This window comes from Geobacter psychrophilus (assembly GCF_056821595.1).
Map to the genome: position 1 here is coordinate 1,681,944 of NZ_JBXDTU010000004.1, position 24,387 is coordinate 1,706,330.

At 56.0% G+C, this 24,387-nt stretch carries 19 protein-coding genes; 10 read left to right on the plus strand and 9 right to left on the minus strand.

The window, feature by feature from the left end; all coding sequences use genetic code 11:
• The first annotated feature begins 104 nt into the window (after positions 1–104).
• The 5 genes from dnaN to istB all read left to right on the plus strand — a co-directional run bounded on the left by dnaN (position 105) and on the right by istB (position 7,865).
• Entirely contained in the window at positions 105–1,226 is a 1,122-nt protein-coding gene (dnaN, locus tag ACOCF6_RS10245) for a DNA polymerase III subunit beta (protein WP_482460285.1), read from the plus strand.
• 9 nt (positions 1,227–1,235) lie between these two features.
• Entirely contained in the window at positions 1,236–2,348 is a 1,113-nt protein-coding gene (gene recF / locus ACOCF6_RS10250) for a DNA replication/repair protein RecF (RefSeq protein WP_482460286.1), read from the plus strand.
• A complete protein-coding gene (gene gyrB / locus ACOCF6_RS10255; RefSeq protein WP_482460287.1) occupies positions 2,341–4,743 on the plus strand; it encodes a DNA topoisomerase (ATP-hydrolyzing) subunit B in 2,403 nt (800 codons plus the stop codon). The genes recF and gyrB overlap by 8 nt, the downstream gene beginning before the upstream one ends.
• 880 nt (positions 4,744–5,623) lie before the next feature.
• Entirely contained in the window at positions 5,624–7,141 is a 1,518-nt protein-coding gene (gene istA / locus ACOCF6_RS10260; protein ID WP_482458892.1) for an IS21 family transposase, read from the plus strand.
• Entirely contained in the window at positions 7,128–7,865 is a 738-nt protein-coding gene (istB, locus tag ACOCF6_RS10265; protein WP_482458893.1) for an IS21-like element helper ATPase IstB, read from the plus strand. Before istA ends, istB begins: the two co-directional genes overlap by 14 nt.
• 99 nt (positions 7,866–7,964) lie before the next feature.
• Here istB and ACOCF6_RS10270 read toward each other — a convergent pair whose 3' ends face one another.
• From ACOCF6_RS10270 to ACOCF6_RS10280, 3 genes are all read right to left on the minus strand, one after another.
• Entirely contained in the window at positions 7,965–8,192 is a 228-nt protein-coding gene (locus ACOCF6_RS10270) for a hypothetical protein (RefSeq protein ID WP_482460288.1), read from the minus strand.
• An 83-nt stretch (positions 8,193–8,275) separates the two neighbouring features.
• On the minus strand, positions 8,276–8,671 hold the full coding sequence (gene vapC / locus ACOCF6_RS10275) for a type II toxin-antitoxin system VapC family toxin (RefSeq protein ID WP_482460289.1): 396 nt from the start codon (positions 8,669–8,671) through the stop codon (positions 8,276–8,278).
• On the minus strand, positions 8,664–8,873 hold the full coding sequence (locus ACOCF6_RS10280; RefSeq protein WP_482460290.1) for a DUF2191 domain-containing protein: 210 nt from the start codon (positions 8,871–8,873) through the stop codon (positions 8,664–8,666). The genes vapC and ACOCF6_RS10280 overlap by 8 nt, the downstream gene beginning before the upstream one ends.
• A gap of 359 nt (positions 8,874–9,232) precedes the next feature.
• On the opposite strand from ACOCF6_RS10280, the gene ACOCF6_RS10285 reads away from it, so the two are divergent.
• The 4 genes from ACOCF6_RS10285 (at position 9,233) to ACOCF6_RS10300 (ending at position 12,382) form a co-directional block, all read left to right on the plus strand.
• Complete coding sequence (locus tag ACOCF6_RS10285) at positions 9,233–9,937, plus strand: ABC transporter ATP-binding protein (RefSeq protein ID WP_482460291.1); 705 nt, start codon at positions 9,233–9,235, stop codon at positions 9,935–9,937.
• A gap of 1 nt (position 9,938) precedes the next feature.
• Complete coding sequence (locus ACOCF6_RS10290; RefSeq protein ID WP_482460292.1) at positions 9,939–10,787, plus strand: ABC transporter permease subunit; 849 nt, start codon at positions 9,939–9,941, stop codon at positions 10,785–10,787.
• Positions 10,788–10,867: 80 nt separating this feature from the next.
• On the plus strand, positions 10,868–11,449 hold the full coding sequence (locus ACOCF6_RS10295; RefSeq protein ID WP_482460293.1) for a DJ-1/PfpI family protein: 582 nt from the start codon (positions 10,868–10,870) through the stop codon (positions 11,447–11,449).
• A gap of 432 nt (positions 11,450–11,881) precedes the next feature.
• The gene (locus ACOCF6_RS10300; RefSeq protein WP_482460294.1) at positions 11,882–12,382 is read left to right on the plus strand and encodes an SET domain-containing protein-lysine N-methyltransferase; all 501 of its coding nucleotides are present in this window, start codon (positions 11,882–11,884) and stop codon (positions 12,380–12,382) included.
• 68 nt (positions 12,383–12,450) lie between these two features.
• Here ACOCF6_RS10300 and ACOCF6_RS10305 read toward each other — a convergent pair whose 3' ends face one another.
• Positions 12,451–13,278: a tetratricopeptide repeat protein gene (locus ACOCF6_RS10305; protein ID WP_482460295.1), complete on the minus strand. Its 828-nt coding sequence runs from the start codon at positions 13,276–13,278 to the stop codon at positions 12,451–12,453.
• A 218-nt stretch (positions 13,279–13,496) separates the two neighbouring features.
• Between ACOCF6_RS10305 and ACOCF6_RS10310 the strand changes: the two genes are divergently transcribed.
• Positions 13,497–14,756, plus strand: a complete 1,260-nt coding sequence (locus ACOCF6_RS10310; protein ID WP_482460296.1) for an MFS transporter — start codon at positions 13,497–13,499, stop codon at positions 14,754–14,756.
• 202 nt (positions 14,757–14,958) lie between these two features.
• Here ACOCF6_RS10310 and ACOCF6_RS10315 read toward each other — a convergent pair whose 3' ends face one another.
• From ACOCF6_RS10315 to ACOCF6_RS10335, 5 genes are all read right to left on the minus strand, one after another.
• A complete protein-coding gene (locus ACOCF6_RS10315) occupies positions 14,959–16,734 on the minus strand; it encodes an MBG domain-containing protein (RefSeq protein ID WP_482460297.1) in 1,776 nt (591 codons plus the stop codon).
• The gene (locus tag ACOCF6_RS10320) at positions 16,721–17,653 is read right to left on the minus strand and encodes a dockerin type I domain-containing protein (RefSeq protein WP_482460298.1); all 933 of its coding nucleotides are present in this window, start codon (positions 17,651–17,653) and stop codon (positions 16,721–16,723) included. Before ACOCF6_RS10320 ends, ACOCF6_RS10315 begins: the two co-directional genes overlap by 14 nt.
• Before the next feature lie 152 nt (positions 17,654–17,805).
• A complete protein-coding gene (locus tag ACOCF6_RS10325) occupies positions 17,806–19,335 on the minus strand; it encodes a hypothetical protein (protein ID WP_482460299.1) in 1,530 nt (509 codons plus the stop codon).
• Positions 19,336–19,387: 52 nt separating this feature from the next.
• Positions 19,388–23,692, minus strand: coding sequence for a beta strand repeat-containing protein (locus ACOCF6_RS10330; protein WP_482460300.1), 4,305 nt, complete (start codon positions 23,690–23,692; stop codon positions 19,388–19,390).
• Positions 23,668–24,381: a rhodanese-like domain-containing protein gene (locus ACOCF6_RS10335; RefSeq protein WP_482460301.1), complete on the minus strand. Its 714-nt coding sequence runs from the start codon at positions 24,379–24,381 to the stop codon at positions 23,668–23,670. The genes ACOCF6_RS10330 and ACOCF6_RS10335 overlap by 25 nt, the downstream gene beginning before the upstream one ends.
• Positions 24,382–24,387: the final 6 nt, after the last annotated feature.

Sequence of the window (24,387 nt, forward strand, 5' to 3'; positions counted from 1 at the left end):
TATAATAATTAAAGCCTGTTACAACGTTATCACCATTTTAACAGGACCTATAACAACAACTATCTTTTTAATTTATTTAAAATCAATTCTGTAAGGAGTGACACATGGAATTCATAATCGATAAGGAACTATTCCTTAAATCGCTACAGAAGATCCAAGGTATCGTAGAAAAACGGACCTCAATGCCTATCCTTTCAAACGTTCTGATAGAAGCAACTGAATCGTCAATTCACATTACGGCAACTGATCTCGAGGTCGGCATGAAAAGTTCCTATCCGGCTGAGGTAGCATCCACGGGAAAGATTACGGTTGCTGCAAAGAAACTGTATGAAATCGTAAAGGAACTGCCAAACCAGAAAATAACCTTTTCTACAAAAGACAATGACTGGGTGGAAATCAAGTGCGGTAAGGTCCAGTTTAATATTGTTGGCCTGTCTCCGGAAGAATTCCCCTATTTTCCCGCTGTGAAGGAAGAGAGCCTCTTTGAAATTGAAAGCTCACTGCTTAAAAGCATGATCGAGAAAACCTTCTACGCCATCTGTAATGACGAAACGAAATACAATCTGAATGGTCTGTTCACAAAGGTGGAAGTTACGCCGAACGGGGATCAGATTCTCAAGATGGTTGCAACAGACGGTCATCGTCTTTCAATTTCAAATGGCGCTTTCAAGGGCACAGCCGGTCCGGAACTTCTCAAAGGGGTCATCCTGCCTAAAAAAGGCATTTTTGAGATGAAGAAGATTGCCGAGGAAGAGGGCGGGATCCTGATGTTTGGGTTCATGGACAACAGCGCAGTCATCAAACGAGGCGATTCCTACATGGTCATGCGCCTGGTGGATGGTGATTTCCCTGACTACAACCGCGTCATTCCTACCTCAAACGACAGGGTGATAACGGTCAACAAAGAGGATTTCACCCATTCCGTACGCAGAATGGCGATCCTCTCCAGTGAAAAATTCAAAGGGATCATGCTGGAAATATCAGATTCAAGTATAAAAATTTCTTCCAGTAATCCGGAACTGGGTGATGCCCGGGAAGATATCGACGTTACCTATGGCGGAGAACCTATTTCGGTACGGTTTAATGCCCGTTATCTTTTGGATGTTCTTGCTGTAGCCGAGACAGAACAGGTTGATATGAAGTTCAGGGACGAACTTTCTCCCTCGATTATCGTACCGAATAATTCGGACAGTTTTCTGGCGGTCATCATGCCAATGAGGCTGTAATACAGATAGATGAGACTCAGACACCTGGTGGTATCGAGCTTCAGGAATATCGGGATGATCCGGGTACAGCCCGGCAAACGCTTCAACCTGCTGTACGGACTCAATGGCCAGGGAAAAACGAATTTCCTGGAAGCCATTTATCTGCTGGGCAACTCACGTTCATTCAGAAATGCACGTTTGCCGGAGTTTATCAGGCACGGAGAGACTCAGGCTGTTGTTTCCGGTGAAGTTGAAGCCTGCGGAACAGTCAGTGAAATCCGTTTGTCCCTGGAAACAGCCGGCCGGCGGGTGGAAATAGATCAGAAGGGCATCAAGCGCGCATCGGACCTGCATGGCAAATTGAATGCAGTGGTATTTTCCCCCGATGACACCGGCATGGTCAAATCGGGACCGGAAGCACGGCGGCGCTACCTGGACCGGGCGGTTTATACCGGGGACATCGGCTATCTGCACTGCTGGCATGATTACCACCGGATTCTCAAACAGCGCAATCATCTGTTGAAAAGCCCGGATAAGACCGGTATGGATGTCTGGACTGAAAAGCTGGCCATTGCCGGCGCCGAAGTAATTGAACGCCGTCAGCGCTACGTGACGCAGCTTGAAACCCAATTGCAGCAGCACTACGCTACAATTTCCGGGGGCGGCGAAACAGCCGGGATCAGCTATCAGCCCGAAGGTGTCCAGACCACGGACAGGGACAGCATCTGCCAGGAGCTGTTGCAGCTCTTCCAGCGCCACACAAAAAGTGATGAGCGCTACGGTACTACCACTGCCGGTCCGCATCGCGATGATCTGGCGTTCAGTCTGGATGGTCGCCAGCTCAAGGCCTTTGGTTCTCAAGGCCAGCAAAAAAGCTTCATCCTGGCTCTCAAGATGGCGGAGATGGAGAATCTGCGGATGGTCTTCGGTGAACCGCCACTGTTGCTGCTCGATGACATGAGCTCGGAACTGGATGCGCACAGGAACAGCAATCTTATGGAGTATCTCACCACCCGGGATATCCAGGTTTTTATTACCACAACACAACCATCATCGGCCTTAGTGGCTGCAACAGCACACTGCTCCGTATTCCGTGTGGAAAACGGCAATCTGACGTCTGAGGGAAACGAAACGCATGAGTGAACAGGAAAACACGACACACAACGTCGAAGAGTACGGCGCGGATAACATCAAGGTTCTGGAAGGGTTGGCCGCAGTTCGCAAACGGCCGGCCATGTATATCGGCTCCACCTCCAGCGCGGGTCTGCACCACCTGGTATACGAGATTGTCGATAACTCCATTGACGAAGCACTGGCAGGCCATTGCGACAATGTCAGCGTCACCATCAATACCGATGGCTCCGTGACGGTCGTGGATAACGGCCGCGGTATCCCGACCGACATCATGCCCAGCGAGGGGAAATCGGCTGCCGAGGTCGTCCTGACCGTGCTGCACGCCGGCGGCAAGTTCGACAACGACTCCTACAAAGTCTCCGGTGGTCTGCACGGCGTGGGGGTCTCGGTCGTCAACGCCCTCTCCAAGACTCTTGAGCTGGAGATCCGCCGCGACGGCAAAGTCTTCCGTCAGTCCTATCGCCGCGGAGACCCGGTTTCACCGCTGGAGATGGTGGGAGAGACCAAGAAACGCGGTACCAAGATCACCTTCATGCCGGACGAAGAGATCTTCGAGACGGTTGAAATATCCTTTGATGTGCTTTCCCAGCGTCTGCGCGAGATGGCCTTCCTCAACGCCGGTGTGCGCATCAAGATCAACGATGAGCGGGTGGACAACAAGTCCCATGAGTTCTACTACGAGGGTGGTATCAACTCATTCGTGGAATACCTCAACCGCAACAAGACCGCGCTGCACCCCAAACCGATCTACTTCAAGGGCGAAAAAGGGGGGGTGGAGACCGAGGTCTCCATGCAGTACAACGACTCCTACGACGAGAAGATCTTCTCCTTCGCCAACAACATCAACACCCATGAAGGCGGGACGCACCTGATCGGCTTCAAGGCCGCCCTGACCCGCACCATGAACAGTTATGCCACAGCCAACAACCTGCTCAAGAAGGAGAAGGTCTCCATCTCGGGCGATGACCTGCGCGAAGGTATTACCTGCGTCATCTCGGTCAAGATCCCCCAGCCCCAGTTCGAGGGGCAGACCAAGACCAAGCTGGGCAACTCCGAGGTTAAGGGCTATGTCGAAACCCTGATCAACGAAAAACTGGCCCAGTTCCTGGAAGAGAATCCCGCGGTTGCCAAACGCATCCTGGAAAAATCGATCGAGGCGGCCCGGGCCCGTGAAGCGGCCCGCAAGGCCCGTGAAACGGTTCGTCGTAAAGGTGCTCTGGATCTGGGAGGCCTGCCGGGCAAACTGGCCGATTGCCAGGAAAAGAACCCCGAGCTGTGCGAACTGTACCTGGTCGAAGGTGACTCCGCCGGCGGCTCGGCCAAACAGGGACGGGACCGCAAATTCCAGGCCATCCTGCCGCTCAAGGGCAAGATCCTCAACGTGGAGAAGGCCCGTTTCGACAAGATGATCGCTTCCCAGGAGATCCGCACCCTGATCACCGCCCTGGGCACCGGTATTGGCAAGGATGACTTCGACATCGCCAAACTGCGCTACGGCCGCATTATTGTCATGACCGATGCCGACGTGGACGGTTCCCACATCCTGACCCTGCTGCTGACCTTCTTCTACCGCAACATGCGTGAACTGGTCGAGCGCGGTCACCTCTACATCGCCCAGCCGCCGCTCTACAAGGTCAAACGCGGCAAGAAGGAGCAGTACCTGCGCAACGAAGCGGCCATGCAGAGCTTCCTGCTGGAAGAAGGCGCCGAAGACATGACCCTGCGTCTGGAGAAGGGTGACCGGGTCTATGCCGGCAAGCAGATCATCCCGCTGATCCGGCAGTTCATCGAAAACCGGACTATCTTTGACAAGGTCGTCAAAAAGGGGATCACCGCCGAACTGCTCTCCGTGGTTGTGCGCAGCAACGTGCCGGCCGGACTGGAGGAGCTTTCCCAGCTGGAGCCGTATCTGGAGTCCATGAAGGCACTGACCGCGGGCGGCGAATACCAGCTGGAGGAAGACCGGATCATCTTTTACACCGGCAACATCCGCGCCATCATCGATCATCAGATCCTGGGCGTGCTGTCTACCCACGAGTATGAGCTGCTGGTGGAGAACCACCAGCGGGTCGTTGAGACCATGGCCGACGGCCGGGCTACCGTTGAGCAGGAGGGGGGCAAGATCCTGCTGGAGACCGGCAACCACGAAGAGCTGCTGGCCTTCTTTCTGGAGAACGCCAAGAAGGGACTCGGCATCCAGCGTTACAAAGGTCTCGGTGAGATGAACCCGGAACAGCTTTGGGAAACCACCATGAACCCGGAAAATCGTGTCCTGTTGCAGGTCAAGATCGAGGATGCCGTCGAGTCGGACGAGATCTTCACCATCCTGATGGGAGATCAGGTCGAGCCGAGGCGCTTGTTCATTGAAACCAATGCGCTGAACGTGGTCAATCTGGATATCTAAAAAACTTGTAGGTTTGCCCAATTAAGCGTTTTTTGTACCCAATTAAACGGTTTTTCCTACAAAATATTAGAAAAGTTAATATCGGTTAATTTGAAGTTAGCCCATTTTTGAGTATGAAACCAAAACGCTGCGACGAAATGTTGCAGCGTTTTTTATTTCGCAAGTAGTACACAGTCGGTCAATTCATTCATAATTTTCCGTGGAATAAGTTTATTTCACATAAAAAATATGAGCTGTTCACTAAGCTTTAAGGATTACAGACGAAAACCCAAAGAACGAAAACCCAATGAATATACTGAACTGTTCTTTTTGGACGAGGCGACTGCTCTTGCCGCCGGTCATCGCCCATGTGGACAATGCCGTCACAAAGACTTCGACAGGTTTGTAGATAGCTGGGCTAAAGGGAACGGGAGTTCTGCAGAAACCTCTATAAAGGATATTGATACCAGGCTTCATGAAAACCGAGTGACCCGCTCACGTGATCAGATTACTTATCCTGCTCAGATCGATGATTTGCCCGATGGTGTACCCATTAGTTCACTGTCAAATACAGCAAATCCAGCCTCATCATACAATTGGATGATGACCAACTAAACGAACCATCCATGTTATCCGTTGGATTCTTGGGCAGTGCATCAATGTCCTTAATATTGCAGGTCCGAGAGAATCAAAATAGCTAGATGGAATCCACGCAGAAGCCTTCACCAATTTGGAAAAGGCATTCCAGTTGTTAAAGGTGTCTGAATAGATTAATTATCACTGTGAATCGGCATGCAATATTGACCCACTTAGGGGGATAATCGGCGTCCAAAATTGACCCACCTCAGCACCTTCCTCCATACTCTCTGGAACCAACCAGAGAGAGGAGTACCGAAAGGAGATGCTGAACGTGGAAACCATCCGCAAAGTCCGTCACGCCCACTACCGAGATGGCAAAGGCATCCGGGAGATAACCCGCGAATTCAACCTTGCCAGGAACACCGTCAGAACCATCCTCCGCACCGGCATGACCGACCAGAAGTACGTAAGGACTGAACAGCCACGTCCGAAGCTCGGCTCCTTTGAAGCCAGCCTTTCTGAATGGCTGGCTGAGGACAACAGCAAGCCTGTTCGCCATCGCAGAAGCTCTCAGATCCTGTTTGAGCAGCTACAGCGTGCAGGATACGAAGGAGGCTATGACAGCGTCCGCCGCTATGTGAGCAACTGGAAGAAAGCAGACGGCACGGCTGCTGTAAAGGCCTTCATACCCCTTGCCTATGACCCTGGTGACGCTTTCCAGTTCGACTGGAGTTACGAGAAGGTCGAACTCGGTGGTGTCCCCGTAGAGATAAAGATCGCCCACTTCCGCCTGTGTCACAGCCGCAAACCGTTCTGTGTCGCCTATACCCGTGAAACTCTTGAGATGGTCATGGATGCCCATGTCCGGGCCTTCGAGTTCTTTGGCGGTGTCTGCAGGCGAGGCATCTACGACAACCTGAAGACGGTAGTTACCAAGGTGCTGATGGGCAAAGACCGGGTGTTCAACCGTCGCTTCCAGAACCTGGCCTCCCACTACCTGTTTGAACCGGTAGCCTGTACGCCAGCCGCAGGTTGGGAGAAGGGACAGGTCGAGAACCAGGTCGGCGTAGTCAGGAAACGTTTCTTTGCCCAGCGTAGGCGGTTCAAGGACGTGGCTGAGTTGAACGAATGGCTACTGGACCAGTGCCGCAATCACGCCGCCACTTTCAAGCATCCCGAGCTCAGGACCAGAACCATTGACGAGGTGTTTGCCGAAGAGCGCAACCGTCTGCTGAGTATGCCGTCTCCGTTTGATGGTTATCAGGAAAGCGTTGCGCGTGTGTCGCCGCAGCTCCTGATCAGCTTCGACCGCAACCGTTACAGCGTCAATGCGATGGCTGTCGGTAAAACAGTCTCAGTACGTGCATACGCAAGCCGGGTGATCATCGTAATGAACGGCACAACGGTTGGAGTCCACGACCGTAACCTCAGTCGTGACAAGGTCATCTACGACCCCTGGCATTATATCGCCGTACTGGAGCAGAAACCGGGAGCCTTGCGAAACGGTGCCCCCTTCAAGGAATGGGATCTGCCGGAATCGATGGGTGAGGTCAGAAAGATACTGGCGGAACGCAGCGACGGAGATCGCCAGTTCGTGGGGATATTGAGCGTCGTCCGTCGTTATGGCTTGGAAGCCGTGGCAGAAGCGTGCGCCAAATCGATAGCCGACAAGACGGTCAGCAGCGATGTCATACTCACCATTCTGTCACGCACACACGATGAGCCGCAACCGGAACCGCTGCAGCCGTCAGCACAGTTGCCGCTGCTCAGGTTGGTCCCGGTGGTGGACTGTTACCGCTATGACCGCCTCCTCTCGGGAGGTGCCTATGGTACTGCGTGACCGACTGATGGAAGCCATCGGGACGCTCGGACTGTACGGAATGAAGTCCATCCTTGATGAGGTGCTGGCGGCAGGGATAAAGAGTCGGGCCACTCCGGACAAGATACTGTGCGACCTCCTGGAAGCGGAGATGGCGGAGAGGAAGTTAAGAAGCATCCGTTACCGCATGAGTCTGGCCAGGTTCCCGGTAGACAAGGATCTCGACCGGTTCGAGTTCGCAGCCACACCAGTCAATGAGATGCAAGTCAGAACCCTCTATGATGGCAGCTTCCTGTCCGATCACAGCAACATCATCATGGTCGGCGGTACCGGAACCGGCAAGACGCACCTTGCCATCTCCATAGCTCGGCAGAGTATCAGAAATGGCAGGAAAGCCAGGTTCTTCAACGTACTGGATCTGGTGAACCAGTTGGAGCAGGAGAAACTCGACAACCGGGGTGGCAAGCTGGCGGAACACCTGGCAAGGCATGACCTGGTTGTCCTTGACGAACTGGGTTACCTGCCATTCTCCAAGAACGGCGGCCAACTCCTGTTCCACCTGATCTCGAAGCTTTACGAGAGAACATCGCTGATCATAACAACCAACCTGACGTTCGGCGAATGGCCACAGGTATTCGGGGATGGAAAGATGACGACAGCCCTGCTGGACAGGATCACTCATCACTGCGAGATAGTGGAAACCGGAAATGAAAGCTGGAGAATCAGAACGAGGATAAACAACTAAAAACTACTGCTGGGGTGGGTCAAAATTGAACGCCTATAGCGGGTCAAAATTCAATGCCGATTGACACTTTGCAGCCGTACGAGCAGGAATAGACAGGAATTATCTGCCGATGAAGCGGTTGTTTGTTGATATTATCGGGAGGTCTTTGCCAACATCCACAGGATGTTTGAGGTCTTTGGATGGTGCCACAAACTTACCGGTTTTTGCACTTCTTGTGACACGAATACCCTCAATAGCAGATGAGGACACTACATTTCGAACAAGTGCATTATCGCGCTCAACCGGGTCTTTCAAGTAGGGATTGGTTTCAAGAAGTGACTTTTTCATGGGTGGATTATACCTCAAACTGAGCTGAAACGTGAGCAAAAAGCGACCACTAGACCCCCAGTCTAGTGCGCCAGTAACCTGATTCAATCAAACGGATAGAGAGTAATTCCCGCTGGCTTGCCAAGTACCTCGAAGTGGCTGTCCAGGGTGGCCACCTGAACCTTGACCGAAGCGGCGGCAGTAGCAATAAAGCAGTCGGACAGGCCGACCGTGATACCCTTGCGACGCAGTTTGCCTGACAATTTTCCGGCAGCAGCCCATAATTCGGGTGTTTCGGGAATGAAAGTGAAAACCTTCAGGAAGTCATCGAGAATGGCAAGCTCCTTGTCTGACTTCGCCCCCTGCATCAGTTCGGCAAGGATGATGCCGCCGCAGACGACCTGATCGTCGTCGATAAGCTTCGTTACCTTGCTGTGATACGGTTCGCGTTGACGGAAAAACTCGATCCAGACCGAGGTGTCTATTAGTACCCTAGCCAAGACGGTTGTCTCCATGGCGCAGTTCATCGGCAGTGCCGGTAAACTCCATCTTTCCGGCCATGGACTTGATGCGGCTCAGCTTGCGCTGGCGGATCTCGTCTTTGACTGCAGTAATGACAGCTTCGGTCTTGCTTCTGGCCCCGACCAGTGCCACTAATTCTGTCAGCAGGTCCTGGGGAAGTGTGACGGTTGCGCGTGACATATCTATCCTCCATGAGTTATATTGCACAGATAATGATACGTATATTGTGCTAAAGATCAACACAAAAATAAGCAATATAAATGAACATTACATCAAAACGAAACGAGAACCATACATGACCCCAGCCGCAATCGTACAAAAACTCTGGAACTACTGCAACGTCCTGCGCGACGACGGGATGAGCTACGGCGACTACGTTGTGGGAGAGAATCTTCGGCTGAACAATGCACATTGACCCACTTGCCATCAAGTTTGCTCTTGCACCATTTGCAGTATTCATTATCATCATGGGTATCTTCGTTTACCTGAAAAACAGAAAATGATAGGAATTCTCCTGAGATTTACTGCGAGTCCACAATATGATTGAATTGAAAAACGTTACCAAACGATACGATTCCCTAACGGCTGTTGACGATGTCTCCTTCTCTGTCACGACAGGTGAGTATTTTGCCCTGCTTGGGCCCAATGGTGCCGGGAAGACGACCATCGTTAAGATGCTGCTCGATTTTACACAACCGACATCGGGAAGTTTGTCATTTAGTGGCATTCCAAGCACGCATGCAGAATGCCGGGCATCCATCGGGTATCTTGCCGAGAACCACCAGATTCCACCATATCTTTCTGGGTGGCACTACCTGCTGCGCTGCGCTGAATTATTGGAGATAAGCCGGTCCGAGGCAACAGATCAATGCAGGCGCATTGTCGAGCTGATCGGCATGCAAGGCAGGGAGCATGCAAAGGTTGCTACATATTCAAAGGGCATGATTCAGCGCTTCGGATTAGGCGCTGCGCTCATGGGAAATCCCAAGCTGTTAATTCTGGATGAGCCTACCTCCGGTTTGGACCCCATCGGTATCAGGGAATTACGCCAGCTCCTGGAGTCGCTTAAAGGTCAAGGCATGACGGTCTTCCTGAATTCGCATCTACTGTCGGAAGTCGAAAAAATATGCGATACTGCGGCTATCATCAATCGTGGCAAGCTTTTGGTAAAAGACACGATCTCCGCCATTGTCAAGGACGGTGAGACGCTGGAAGATGTGTTTGTAAGATTGGTGAAAGGTTGACATGGAAACTTCGAAAGCACTTCCTCACATTACAAGGATTACCAAATACACGCTTATTGACGAGGTACAGCAGAGAAGTTTTGTTGTCATGTTCGTTATCTGCGCTATCTGCGTATTTCTCCTTCGTGGCTGTTATCAAGGCAACTACATGGTGAACGGACAATCTCTTGATGCCGTAACCATTGTCAAAATTTTAGCGAAGGTGACCTTCCACATCATTGGTGCCGGCGTGATGGTCATAGCGTCCTTGCTGTCGATGCGGATATTCAGGCGCGACCGGAACGAGGGCATGCAAGCGTGTATTTTGTCCAAACCGATAGCCCGTTGGCAGTATGTTACGGGGAAGATCCTTGGGTTATGGGTCTTATCGATACTATTCATGTTCATCTTGCATAGCATCGTGTTCTTGATCACATCCATCAATCTGAAGGTTTTCATGCCGGGGTACCTCGCTGCCTCGCTGCTCTGTTCGATCAACCTGCTCTTTGTGATTATTGCTGTGCTCCTTTTGTCGCTCCTGATGTCCGATATGATCGCATTTCTGTCTGTTCTGGGCATCGGTGCTGTTGGCTTTGTGGCTGACGGCATAGCTGCTGCCAGCCACAGTCAGATGGCGCAGGCGATGATGCAGCAACCGGTTAGCAGCCCACTGTCAGACGTGACATGGTGGAAAGTTGTTTATTTTTTATGGCCAAAGCTCTTAGGCGTTCAACAACTGGCAGCTTCATTGATAGAGAGCGGATCATTGCATGGATTCGGCACGGTATATCCACTCATCAATGTCGTTCTTTACTGCCTTATTCTTGGCGCATTGCTTTTCAAGCGTTTTAGGAAGGAAGATATTGTCTAGATTTTCGGGATGGTTAATCGCTGAGGTCAGGATTATTTCAGGGAAATTCAATTACTACAAGCAACAGAAAGGAGATCACGGTGAGCGTAAAAAAAATATTGATGTTGGTAGGCGATTACGTGGAGGATTATGAGGTCATGGTCCCCTTTCAGGCACTCTTGATGGTCGGGCACATAGTCCATGCTGTCTGTCCTGGCAAGAAATCAGGCGATACGGTGCGCACCGCGATACACGATTTCGAGGGAGACCAGACCTACAGCGAAAAGCCCGGTCATAACTTTGCACTGAATGCGACTTTTGCTGAGGTAAAAGCTGAAGAATATGACGCACTGGTTATCCCGGGTGGGCGGGCACCGGAATACATTCGTCTGAACGATACGGTGCTGAAGATTGTGCAACACTTTTCGAACGCCAACAAGCCCATTGCTTCCATCTGTCATGGTGCACAGTTGCTTGCCGCAGCCGGAGTCATTGAGGGAAAAACCTGCTCCGCCTATCCGGCAGTGGGACCGGATGTCACTCGCGCAGGCGGGACTTATATAGACATTCCCATGGACAAGGGCCACGTCGACGGTATGTTGGTTACTGCTCCGGCATGGCCTGCTCATCCTGACTGGCTTGCTAAATTCCTGCTTGTTCTGGGAACCAGGATTGAACCGTAGTACGAAAAACAATCAGATTGTGTGTAGGAAAGTCGCCGTAATTGGGAAAAGTTCACGCATTTTATGGGGCCAAGAAGTTTGCAACCTAATGCATTGAAACAATCAAATAAGACCTGTTTAGATTCTTTAGCCTGGTAATTTTCAAGAATTAATGAGACTATACGCCCAGACGGAATATAGAAAGAAAAGGGGTCGTACATGTGTAAATGTGGTGAAAAATCAGTTGAGAAAAGCTGTAACGGGACTACGGAAGCAGTTGAAGTAGAATCAGAGCAGAAGGCCAAAAGCGATTGCACCGGTGATCAGCATAAAAGCGGTGGCTGCTGTTCTACTAAGGCAGCTTAACCAGTTCTTCCTATTTGGATAGTGTAGCATGAGAAAAGCCGACCCAATGATGTGTCGGCTTTTCTCGTTATGAAAGAGGCCGACTATATGAAACACACTACCAGCTTTAAAAAGTATTCCAATTCTGATTCACACCACATCGATGCTGACGAACATGATTATCTATACATCAAGGAATCTCAAATACCTGAATCAGGTCGAGGACTTTTCACTGCAATTCCGATCTACAAGGACGAGGTCGTCTCCATATTCAAAGGCAGGATTCTGTCCGATACAGAGGCTCAACGCCGAACCGCACATGGTGACGATGCCTACTTCATCAACATGCCTGACGGTACTATTATGGATTCCAAGACCGTGAACTGTTTTGCCAAATATGCCAATGATGCTTCAGGCCTGATCCAATCCGCGTTCAAGAATAATTCCCGGATAACACTTGATGAGAACGGCAAGGTCTGCATCGTGGCAAACAAAAGGATTGCGGTCGGTGCAGAAATATTCTGCGGCTATGGCACTGGATACTGGAAGAATCTTCGTTTGAGCGCCCCTGATATCTGCAGGATTACAGGGCACGCCAACATCAGGTAGCCTACTGATAATATTGGCAAAACAGATCTGTATGTTTCTGGTTTTGCGTGTTGCAGATCGACCGTAACCTATCGGTCCACTTTTTCGATGTGGAGCGGCTGGAATCCATCATTACCATCCGGAATCACCTTGAAAACCGGGGGCTGGGCGGCCACGTCGATAAATGACGGCATTGGCGCCTGATGAGCTGTAAGGTGTGTATAGCCGGGAATGACGGGGAATCTGGAATCAATCACACGGGGTGGCCGGGGCAAGAGCTGGAACGGCTGCGGCGCCACCGGCTTGTTCTGTGCGGACTGGACCTGTTTCATCAGATCCTGGTACTGCTTCATGGCAAGCTCATTCTTCTTTTTCCACTCCCTGTATTCCGCCAGCATCTTGACCGCATTCTGATTCCCGGCCTTGGCCGCCTTATTGAGGAGCGCCTCACCCTTTTTCTCATCCTTTTTCACATCCCTGCCGGTCAGGTAGAGCCTGGCCAGGGCTATGTCGGCCTGGGTTTCATTCTTGGCTGATGCGGAGTTCAACAGGGCCACCCCCTTTTTTACATCCTTTTTGACCCCTTTGCCTTCCAGGTACAACAGCGCCAGGTTGGTGGCAGCCTGTGGTATTCCGGCATCTGCTGCGGCCTGGTACAATGCGGCGGCTTCCTTTAATTCACGGGCGGTCGGGTTTTTCCTGGTGTGGAGCGATACGGCCCGGTTGAACTGCTCCACATGGGCAGGTGCTTGACGGGGTTGCAGCGGGGCCATCACCGTCCCCGATTCGTTGTAGCGCCGCAGCTGCTCCCTGATTTCTTCAGGGGTGGGTGTCCGGGTTTCGGCTGCTTGCAGCGTTGTGCTGCAGGCCAGCATGATTACGACTGACAGCATCTGTGATCCGGCAATCTTTCGCATTGCTCAGCTCCTTCAAATCGAATGGCGTGTGCTTTGTGCAGATGAGGTGAGATCATAATAATAATTTTGATCTATTTCAACCGCCGCGAAGGCGTTGTCACCTTTTGGTCCCTGGAGATCTCCTGCGTTTGTGTGGCGTTAATAGCGTGATCCGGCCCATATCCCGTGATATAGTTTGCCAGCCGCCTGGTTGAGCATCTCGAAACGGGAGAATATGCATGGCGATCAAGCATTCTGCGCAGTACCGCTGGTACATCTTTGCGATGTGCTGCAGCACCTACATCATCTCCGGCTTCTGGCGCGTGTCCAATGCCGTCATCGCCGGCGACCTGAGTCGGGATCTGAGCCTTTCGCCCGAGATGCTGGGCTTGGTGGGGGGTGCTTTTTTCTACGCCTTCGGTCTGGCTCAACTTCCCATGGGACCGATGCTGGACCGGTTTGGTCCTCGTCTCATCATAACACTTCTGGCCTGTTTCGGAGCTGCGAGCGCCGTTGCCTTTGCCCTGGCGGAATCCGGGGGCATGGCGGTGCTGGCCCGGGCCGGGATCGGACTGGGCATGGCAGCAGTGCTGATGGGATCATTCAAGATGCTCACCACCTGGTTCTCTCCCCACGAATTTGCCACCCTGTCCGGCATATTGGTCGCTGTCGGCAATCTGGGGGGCGTTGGCGCCACCACACCCCTGGCCTGGATGAGTGAGGCAGTTGGCTGGCGCTGGGCGTGCGGATTGATGGCAGCAGTGACCCTGCTGCTTGCAGCTGGAATATATCTGATCGCCCGCGACCGTCCGCCGCTGCAGCCGGGCATGCAGCTTCACGCCCCGCCTTCGGTTGCCGACATGTGGAACGGATTGCGCACTGTCTTCGGCAATGGCCCCTTCTGGCGGATTGCGCCACTCGGCTTCGCATCCTATGGAGTACTTGTGACGGCCCAGGGCCTGTGGGGCGGCCCCTTTCTCATGCACACCTATGGCATGACCAAGGCCGCGGCAGGTAACATCCTCCTGGCAATTCCGATTGGTATCTTCTGCGGTGCGCCTTTCTGGGGATACTGGTCAGATCGCATCGGGCGGCGTAAACCTCTAGCCCTGGCGATCCATTGCGTCATGCTGCTGATCTTTTCCAGCCTGGCCGTTCATCTGCCGCTGGAGAGCTGGGGATTGGTGATTCAATTCTGGTTGCTGGGTTTTACCAGCGCGGCCATCTATCTGCTCTATGCACAGGCCAAGGAATCGTTCCCGCTCGTAATTGCGGGTACCGCGCTGACAGCCCTGAACTTTTTCGTTATGCTGGGGGCCGCCATTTTCCAGCAGATGACCGGGATCATCATGGGGCGCTGGCAATCTGCAACGAACAGTATCCTGCCGCTGGAGGCGTATCGCTGGGGATTCGGGATCTCTGCCTGCCTGCTGGGGCTGGCGCTGGTTGCATATGCCTTCTGTGTCGATACTTCCGGTGTGAACGAAAAAACAATTTAAGCCCCTGCTTACTTGAATAACATAAGCAAAGGCCGCTTCCCGTACGTTCGCAGTACGGTGAGCGGCCTTTCCTTTTCCAAGCATGGCAACGGAGAATACTCCGATGCATCTGCAGAAAGGGTCAGTATGAGTTCGCTGACGATCAGATTTCAGTTATCATTTAGCAGCATTCCTCTTTGTATCATGAGAAGTCCCCCAAACCTCACGGCCTCACCTTGACATTCTTCACAACAACCGTGCCCGCCTTCAGAACCATCTGACCCGGCAGGATGGTTTCAGCGTTCACCCCTGAATACGCGGCGTTATATCCGCCGCTGATCGTGATGCTGACAGCGCGATTGGCGGTCAGCGTGCCTGTCTGGCCGGACAGGCTGCCTTCCAGTAGCATGATTTCATCACCACTCCTGGCCTTGTCATAGGCCTCCTGCAACGAAGCGTAGCTGGTGGCAGCGATGCGGACGTAGGGCGCAGCCGTAAAGGTCGCGGTTACCGTGCGCGGATTGCTCATATTGACGTTGCAGGCTCCCATGCCGCTACAGGCACCCGACCAGCCACCGAATACGGAGCCGGTGTCGGCTTCCGCCGCAAGATCGACCCCCTGGGGGCTGTAGCTGAAGCTTGCGGAACAGCCATCAGGTGAAGCGCTGGAGCAGATGATTCCCGGCTGGGAACTCCGGACCGTGCCGGTACCGTTGCCGTTCGTGGTAACGGTCAGCGTTTGCGATGCCGCATACACGCCGAATGAGGCAACCGCAGAACCGACGTTGCCGGCCGCATCTTTGGCGTAGCCATACAGGGTCTTGTCGCCGAACGTGCCAAAGGTGTAGCTGGCGGGCGCTGATGTGAGCCATCCCGGATCAACTGCTATTGGGGGCAGCGGAGATTCGCTGAGCAGGTAACCGGTCACACCGACTGCGTCGCTGGCGCTGAAGGACACCTGCACCGTCAAGGCGGTGAGCGGCGGTAGTGCTGAAAGGGCAACAACCGGGGCGGTGATATCAGGTCCGGCGGATGCGGCCTTCACCCGGATCCCGTTCATGACCACTTTGCCGGCCCGCAGTGAAACCATGCCTTGAATCGCGGTGCTGCCTGACCGGTTCGGGCTGAAGAGGTCATCAAAGCCCCCCTTCAGGGTCACGCCAACACTCCGGTCGGCGATTAAATCCTCAGCAACCGTTCCCCCTTTGATCTCGATAACATCTGTGTCCTTGGCGTTCAGATAGGCTTCGGCCAGAGTCGGATAGTACAGAGGAGGTGTGCCGGCGATGCGGAAGGGGTGCGGAGCGGAAACAAACAGCGTCCCGCTGGCAGATCCCGCATATGCGGCATGGTTGACGGTTGCCACGACCGCATAACGCCCGATAGCGACCGGTGCGGCAACAGAACCGTCGTAGGTGATGCCTACCGGCAGATCGGGCGGCTCCGTGGTTACCGTGACGCTCCTGGGGGTCCCGTCGTAGACCTGGGTCAGTCCGGACAGAGTAATTGTGGCCAGCAACTTGCTAGTTATCAGGGTGCCATCAACGGTACCCTTTGTGGACGGGATTTCATCGCCGCCGTATGCTCCCAGCAGCTGGTTGGCAAAATTGACCGTGGCAGCACCGCTCGCCTTGACGGTGAATTCGAGCGTGGCCAGGGTAATATTGGTGCCTGAGACCGGGACGGCACTCACGCCATAGGCCGCGACCAGACCGCTGCCCGCTGCATTGTCGTAGCTGCCCCGCACCAGATGTTCGAAGGCCGGCGCGATGGTGATCTTCTTTACCTCCAGGGCCGTGGGTGTAAAGGTGAAGTCGAACTGGAATCCGGCCAGGGTTGTCGCACTGTCCACCTGGATTGCGAGCGCGACCACATCTCCAACGGTTGCGCTGACGGTCGCCGGGACCAGCCGGACCTCCGCTGCACGGGCCAGCGGAGACAGAAGCAAAAGCAGGGCGGCCATCAGCAGGGCCGCTATGGTTCCGTTACGGGGTCGCATCGAAGCCCCCTGACACGGCATCTGCATCCAGTTGGTTAACCGTGCCGTCGGCGTTAATGTCAAGATCGCTGTTGAAACAGGTGTCGCCCGTAGAGGTGCCGATGGCGCGGGCCACACGCAGGATATCCAGGATATTTACCTTGTTGTTGCAGTCAATGTCGAGCGGCCGGGCACAGCGCTCGAATGCGCTTCCCCGAGTAACCTCCAGATCCGTTGGCACCCTGCGGAAGCGCTCGATGGCAGCGCACCCCAGGTTGCCATGCCGCTCGGTCAGCCTGACCCGTTCACCCCCCGCTAGGTTGAGGCTCTGCCTGCTGACCGGGTCGAAGAGGTTGTTCATGTTGAACGAATTCCGTGTCGCATCAGCCGTCAGGAGCAGGGATAGTGGTGTGTCCGCCTTATTGTCGAGCAGCCGCAGAACGATCAGCATACCTGCCTGGTTGTGCAGCAGCGAGGGGATATAGGGGGGCGGAATCTGCAGCAGGTCATTGGCAAAGGGTACTGTTTTTCCTCCGGCCGGCATACCCCGGGTAATTGCCTTCTGCGTGATGACAGGAACAGGGCTGGTCGGATACACCAGGGTCTCGGAGCTGCTCTTTGAGGTGGTCACGGTCTGGTAGCAGTAGGTCGTATTGGGGGAGAGGTCAGCGGCCGTCACCCTGACGAAGCCGCTCTGGTCGTTTCCTTCGCTGGAGAGGAGCGGATTGGGAATCGGGGTGAGGCAGTCCCCCTGGAAAAGGTACAGTGCACCGCTGGCCGCTTCGCTGCTTTGCCAGGCAACCGCAAACGATCCGGGGGTGACGTCGCTCACCTCGATCCCGCTGACAAGCGGAGCACCCGCGCAGCATGGCCCGGCATGAACCACAAGCCAGATCACCAGCAACAGGACAGCTGATCCTGTTGCCCTGCGCGGTACCATTCCTAACCCTGAAAAACAGGATAAGTAAGTTATCAAGATTATTTTCTTGCCAAAAAGCGCAGAAAATAATTTGTAACTTACTAAACGGGTATTGTCAGACATGGCGTGCTCCTCACGTTTCATCTTCCGGCTCCCGGGTCAGACGGCCCGCATCAGGTCGCTGCCTTTTTCTGCTGCGCCGCTGCGGCCGGGTATTCCTTGCCGGAGGCGGTGATATAGATCGTCCTGGACTGTCCACCCATCTCGGTTTCGACCCTGATCCTGGCGACCGCTTCACCGTTGAAGCGCGGCAGCGAGGCCACGATCAGCTCGGTCACCGTGTAGGTCACCGCTGCCATGACCGTCGTATTCCCGGGCAGGAAGGTCACCGAGGGGGTCGGCGTTGCCGTGCTGGCTGCCAGGGTCCCGGCCAGGGCTGGGCTGGGCGTAACCTCGGAACGGGTGCCGTTTGTCCGTACCAGATAAATCTTGACCGACGTATCTACCGGCACATTGGTGGCATTGATAACCACCGGAACGGCAGCGGTCCCTTCCGCCAGCGTTATGTCCGCAACACCGGTCGGGTTGGCCGGAACAGCGATACCATTAACACTGGCGATGGTCAGGGTCGGGCTGTTGGGGACAAACAGTTTGGCCGTCGTTGCATTGGCCACAAACGTATAGTCCGGATCTGCATAGCCCTGATTCCAGCTCGGGCTGAAAGAGCCGCTAGCCGGCACTTCCAGGCGGATATAACCAACTCCGCCATTCGACGCTGAACTGGCACAGGAACCCGCCCCGCCGCCACCGCGGGCATACAGATAACCGGCGCCGCTGCGCACGAGCTGATCTGCCACCAGCCTGATACCGCCCCCAGCGCCGCCACCGCCACCGCCGCCGCAATTGGCACCCTGGCTTTCGGCGCCGGCGCCGCCATCAGCATAGATATAACCCGTCACATTTATGATCCCTGAAGACGCAATCAGGATCGCACCGCCACCACCGCCGCCGCCGCCGCCGGTAAAGGCTGTCCCGGCGCCGCCGCCACCACCGCCTGAACCACCAATCAAAGGCAGGAGAGTGGCCTGGCCGTAGGGTGTGCCGCTGGCAGCAGGGTAGTATCCACCGTTGGCAGCAGCGGCAAATGCCCCGCCGCCGCCGGACATGCCAATCAAACCTTGGTTACTCCAGCTTCCGATGCCTGTCTGGCCCCCGCCCGGCCCTTTTCCCGCTCCGCCGCCAACCAGGGCGGTACCGCCGAAGAGCGGGGACAGGCCGCCGGCGCCGCCGTCAAAACCACCCGGTCCGCCTATGCCGGGCTGTCCATCGTCACCCAGCAGGCCGCCATCGGCGGTCGATTGCCCTGAAGGGGTCGGATTTTTTGAATATCCAACCCATAGTGAGCCGGCAACCGTAACATTGCCCGAGGCCAGAATGGTGACCGGTGTATTGGCGGCGTTGCGCTTGAACGACACCGTTATACCTGCAGGGACGGTGAATGTAGAATAATGCAGTATGCCGTCGGGAGGCAGGTCGATGACGGTTGTGACCGTCGGGCTGAAGGCCCCCAGGCAGGAAGCTCCCACCGGTTCTGTTCCGCATTGGCTGCCGCTGTCGAACACCGCCAGTGCTGTTGTCGGCACCCCAAGCAGGGCCACTGTTGCCAGCACGTAACTCGAAAATCTGCTGAATCCTGTCTTCATAGTATGAACCTCCAGTATGTCTGTTATTCGATTTTTTTCTTCAGCGCTCAGCTCATACCCCAACGCCCGGCGGGGCGCGATACCCCCAGCCGATCATCGACAGGAACTGCGCAGAGGGGCGCAGGAATTTTTCACAAGCAGATATGCTGAAAGGTGACAACTGCTCAGGCCGAAGCAGAGATATGCTGTCTGTTGTGCGGTACGACAACGCCTTCCTGACTACGGGAATGGTATCCGGAGCACCCAGCAACAATGCCGTCAGACCTGCAGGGTCAGAGCTTCGGGCAAGCGGAACCGCTGCCCGTTTCGTTGGTCGTACCCCGGCCAGGTTTCGTGCCGGGGCCGGAGCCTGCACAACCGGCCGATAGACGGTAAAGGTATTATTGGAGCCGCTGACGGAGCCGGATGATCCGTAGGGCCCCTCAATGACCACAATCCGCTGGCCGCCCGCGGCCATACCGTCAATGAGCACCGTCACGGTCGCAATGTTGCCGCTGGCATTGATCACCGGCGGATTAAGCACGGTTATGCCGTCAGGCGGTTCGAAGCGGACCGTCGTGGCGCTATCCAGGTAATTTCCGTTCACCGTCAGCGTAAAGGCAACATCACCGGCACTCCGCAGACTCGGGGCGATCGAGGTGATTTCCGGCAACGCCCCCACATACAGGCGATTGGAGCCGGGCAGCGGGGTTGACACCTGCCCGGTTGCAGTTTTCAGAACTACAACCCGCGGCGCCCGAGCGGCACCGGCGGCAACCGTTACATCGACGGTCAGCGAACTGCCGTCCGGTGAGGCAGCGAACGCTCCGTTCGTCAGGCCGGTATTGGGCCAGATGTCCAGGGAGGTGACCGCATCCAGGGCTATTCCGCTGAAGGTCAGCGTCCTGGTTGTGCCCGGTACGATGGCAGCAGGGCTCATGGCGGTCATGACCGCCCCGACAGCGACACCCACCGGCCGGGCAACAATCGGCGTATAGGTGACATCATGCTGGGTTGCGGGCGGCGCAACCGGGATGGAGACCCCGACAGCAGTGGAGACGATCGCCCCGTAACTGACATCATGGCTGGTCGGTGGAGGGGTGGTCGGGATGCTGACGCCGACTGCGCGCGATATGACCGCGGCGTAGGTCGATTCCAGCACCGCCGGGTCGATTACCTCGAAGATATTGATGCCCGGGGCGGCGGAGGTTGTACCGCCCGGGGTGGTGATCGTGACCACCCGCTGGCCGATCGGTGCATTGGCGGCGATGATGACCGTTGCCTGGGCACTGGTACCGTCGCTCGCAACCGACAGCCCGGTTACAGTGATGCCGTCCGGCGGCGTCAAGGAGATCGCGGTTGCCCCGGTCAACAGGCGGCCGTTGACCGTTAGGGTAACGGTGGTGCCGGCCTTGCTGCGGTTCGGGAAGATGCTGGTCATTTCCGGCACCGGCAGGGTGACACGGAAGCGGTTCGCCTCTGCTGTTGCCGCGGGTATGGCGACCGCCCCCTGTTTCAGTACCACCACCCGCTGGGTCAGTGGGGCATCCGGTGCAATGGAAACCAGGGCCTCGGCCCAGCTCCCGTCCGGCGCAACCGGCGGTTCCGGTCGGGTGATGGTAAGACCGGTGTTCGGTTCGATGCTGAAGGAGTCTACTCCGCCGAGGCCATATCCGTTGACCCGCAGGCGCAGATCCGTTGTGCCGATCGCCCCGCTGATCGGCGCTACAGAGGTCACGACCGAGCCCACGGACACGCCCACGACCCTGGCTGTCACGGGGGTGTAGGTAACATCGCGGCTGGTCGTTGGTGGAGTCGTCTGAAGCATTACCCCTACGGATGACGAAACCAGCGGCGTATAGGTGGTGCCCGGATCGGCCAAGGTCAGTATCCTGAAGACATTGCCGGTCTGCTGAAGCTTGCTGGTACTGCCACCGGGCGTTGTAATCCAGACCACCCGCGTGCCGGGTGTCGCCTCAGCTGAGATATACACCGGTACGGACGTTGTCGTGCCGTCAGCACTGACCGTTATCGGGCTGCCGATCAGAATCCCCTGGGCCGGTTCAAAGGCGATCGCAGTCGCCCCCTGGAAGAACCTGCCGCTCAGCTGCAGGGTCATGGTCGTATTGACGACCGCTGTGTTGACGGGCAGCGACCAGAGTTCAGGTGCCGGCCAGGTGACCTTGAAGCGGTTGGCATCAGCTGTTGCAGCTGGGACGGTCTTGCCGTTGGAGGTGACGGTTACGAACCTGTCCATGACCTGGGCATCGGCCGCAATATCGATCCGGAACTCGACGTAACTGCCGTCTCCCGCTACCACGATCGGATCGCTGCGCAGGCTTACCCCGGACAGAGACGGCGATATGGCCACGGAACTGTCCGGGGCAAAGCCGCTGCCGTTGACCCGCACCAGCAGATTCTGGCTGCCGAAGGGAGCCCGGTCCGGCGCCAGACCGCTGATGATCGGACCGTAGGCGATGCCCACCGGCCGGGATAGCAGTGGTGTATAGGTGACAGTGGTGCTGTTGGTGGGCGGGGTTGTTGCGACCATGACCCCTACCAGCGGACTTACCAGCGGGGTGACATTGGTGGTCTGGACCGGCCTGACCGTCACCGTACAGGTGTCGCCGGCCGTAAAACCTGCCGCCGGGGCGCCGCTGATGGTTGTTGTCCCGATGCCCGTATTGCTGACGGTGACCTGCGCCTGGGTCGCACCCGCCGGCACGGTCACAGCAGCAGGCAGGGTCACAACCCCGCCTGGTGTCGCCGTTAACGTGACTACCAGGCCGCCGGCCGGGGCCGGATCGGTCAGGTTGACGCTCAGGAAGAAGGTAAAGCCCTGTCCCGCCAGGAGTGTCACCGGCGACAGGTTGGCCGTCGGCTCCGGACGGACTGTGACTGTGGCCTTGTTGCCGCTCCAGTTGTTCTGGTTGGCATGCACCTCAAGGGCCACATCATGGGTGTTGCTGGTATTGGGGGCACTGACATCAACGGGGATGGACGATGCGCCCTCCGGGATGGTTGCCGTAGCGGGGACTGTGGCAGCCACCGTGTTGGTGCTGACCAGGTTGGCGGTGATGCCGCCGGCCGGCGCCGTAAACGGGATTGTCAGGCTGAGCGTGCTGTTGGTCTCGCCCTGGCGCATGGTCAGGGTGGCGGGTGAGAAGCTGAACTGGGGCAGTTCGACCGTGAAGGGTATGATCGTAGAAACGATGAAACTGCCGGCCGAACGTGGATCAGGATTCTTCACCTGAAGCTGTGCCGCGTGGGCCAGGAGTTGGCTGGGCACCGTTGCCGTCAGGGAGGATGGGGAAACAAAGGTCGTGGCCAGTGCCGTACCATCCAGGTAGGCGACTGATTCCGCGGTGAAATTCTGCCCTGCAATCGCAACGGTTGCTGCCGGACGGTTGATGTACAGGCGATTGGGCGTTACCGATGCGATCAGCGGTGTCGGCGGAATCACCTGTATGGCCGACGGAAGGAAGACATCTCCGGCTGGTGTGGACACGGTGACGCCCAGCGCTCCCAGCGGTGCCGTTGCCGAGGCGCTGATCCTGACCGGCAGGGATGTGGCCGTGCCGCCGGCCTGGACCGCAGCGGTGACGGCGGGATCGGAAAAGACCACCTGGGTAGCACCGTTCAGGCGGGTGCCGAGCAGGGCTGCATCGATTGTGGCGGCTTGTTCGACAATAGCCGGGGTCATCCCGCTCAGCGTCGGCGCCAGCCCGACGTACACGGCCCCTTCCAGGAAATAGGGGATGCTGGTCAGGTCCCAGGCCCCGGAGAGCGTCATCACGCCGGCCGGGACCTTGATGGCATTGACCCCGTTACCAACAGCGCTGTTGCCGCTGCCATGGGGAAAGGATGTCAGATCGATCGCCAGTGCATAGTCGCTGTTATGCTCGAAGCGGCAGTTGTTAAATGTTGGTGAGGCTCCGTTCAGGGAGGTGGTGGAACCGTAACTGACCGTCAGGTATGAGATGATCGTGGCGGCATCGACGGTGCCGTCCAGAAACCGGAGTCCGGCCCAGTCGCCGGCTGCCGGGGTTCCGCCGGTGATGTTGCTGGCCGAGGTAAACAGAACCGGGGCCGCTGCAGTACCTGCGACGTTCAGACCGCCGCTTTGAACCGTCAGCCGGCGGGTGGCCTGGAAGCGGACTGTGACACCCGCTTCTACGGTCAGCAGCGCGCTGTTCTCGACCGAAACATCGGACGTCACCAGGTACGGCCCCTGGGCTGCAGACCAGGTTGTATCGGCAACAATGGCACCGCCAACCGTGGTCTCAGCATACGCAGAAGATGCGCCGATCAGCAGGGCAACTGCCAGCAGAGAGCAGAAGAGCCTGATGGTCGTTATGATGCGTTCTGTCTTTTCCACTCAGGGTACCCCCCATGCAAGAAGCGGATCAGCTTGAATCCTGCCCGGCGCAGCACTTCCGCCTGCTGTTCCGCTTCAGTATCACCACCATCAAAAAGGACTACGAGCTCATCTTTCGGCCAAGCGGCCGCTGCCCTGGCAAATGCCGCCCGCGGAGCACTCTGCGCCCCGGGGATGCTGCCGATCTGGAACAGCAGGGGTGCGCGCAGGTCCACCAGAGTCAGTGCGCCCTTGTCCAGCATTACCTGCTGTAATTCGGTCACGGTAATAGTCTCTATCAGTTTTGTACTGAGAACCCCCATAGGTGCTTCCAGGGGGAGTCCATTGGCTTCCCACCTGGCAAAGCCGCCCTCAAGGATGTAGACCTTGCTGTAGCCTTCGGCAGACAACCGCTCCGCAGCCATCCTTGCCTCTGTGGAACCGACGCCGCTGTCATACAGGACCAGGGTATCCGTTTTTGGGAGACCTTTTTTATGGACGACAAAGGCCGGGATGTTGACGGCACCCTGGAGGTGTTTTCGGGCAAAGGCCTGGCCCGAGCGGACATCCAGCAGGTAAAATGCGGTCCTGGCCTCCTGCCAGCGGCGCACCTCCGTAGTCGAGACCGACCCGGCTCCCAAGGCCGCGGAGGCGGCAAGCAGTTGCGCTACAAAAATCAGTCTGGCGATATATTTGTGCAAAAATTTCATATGGGT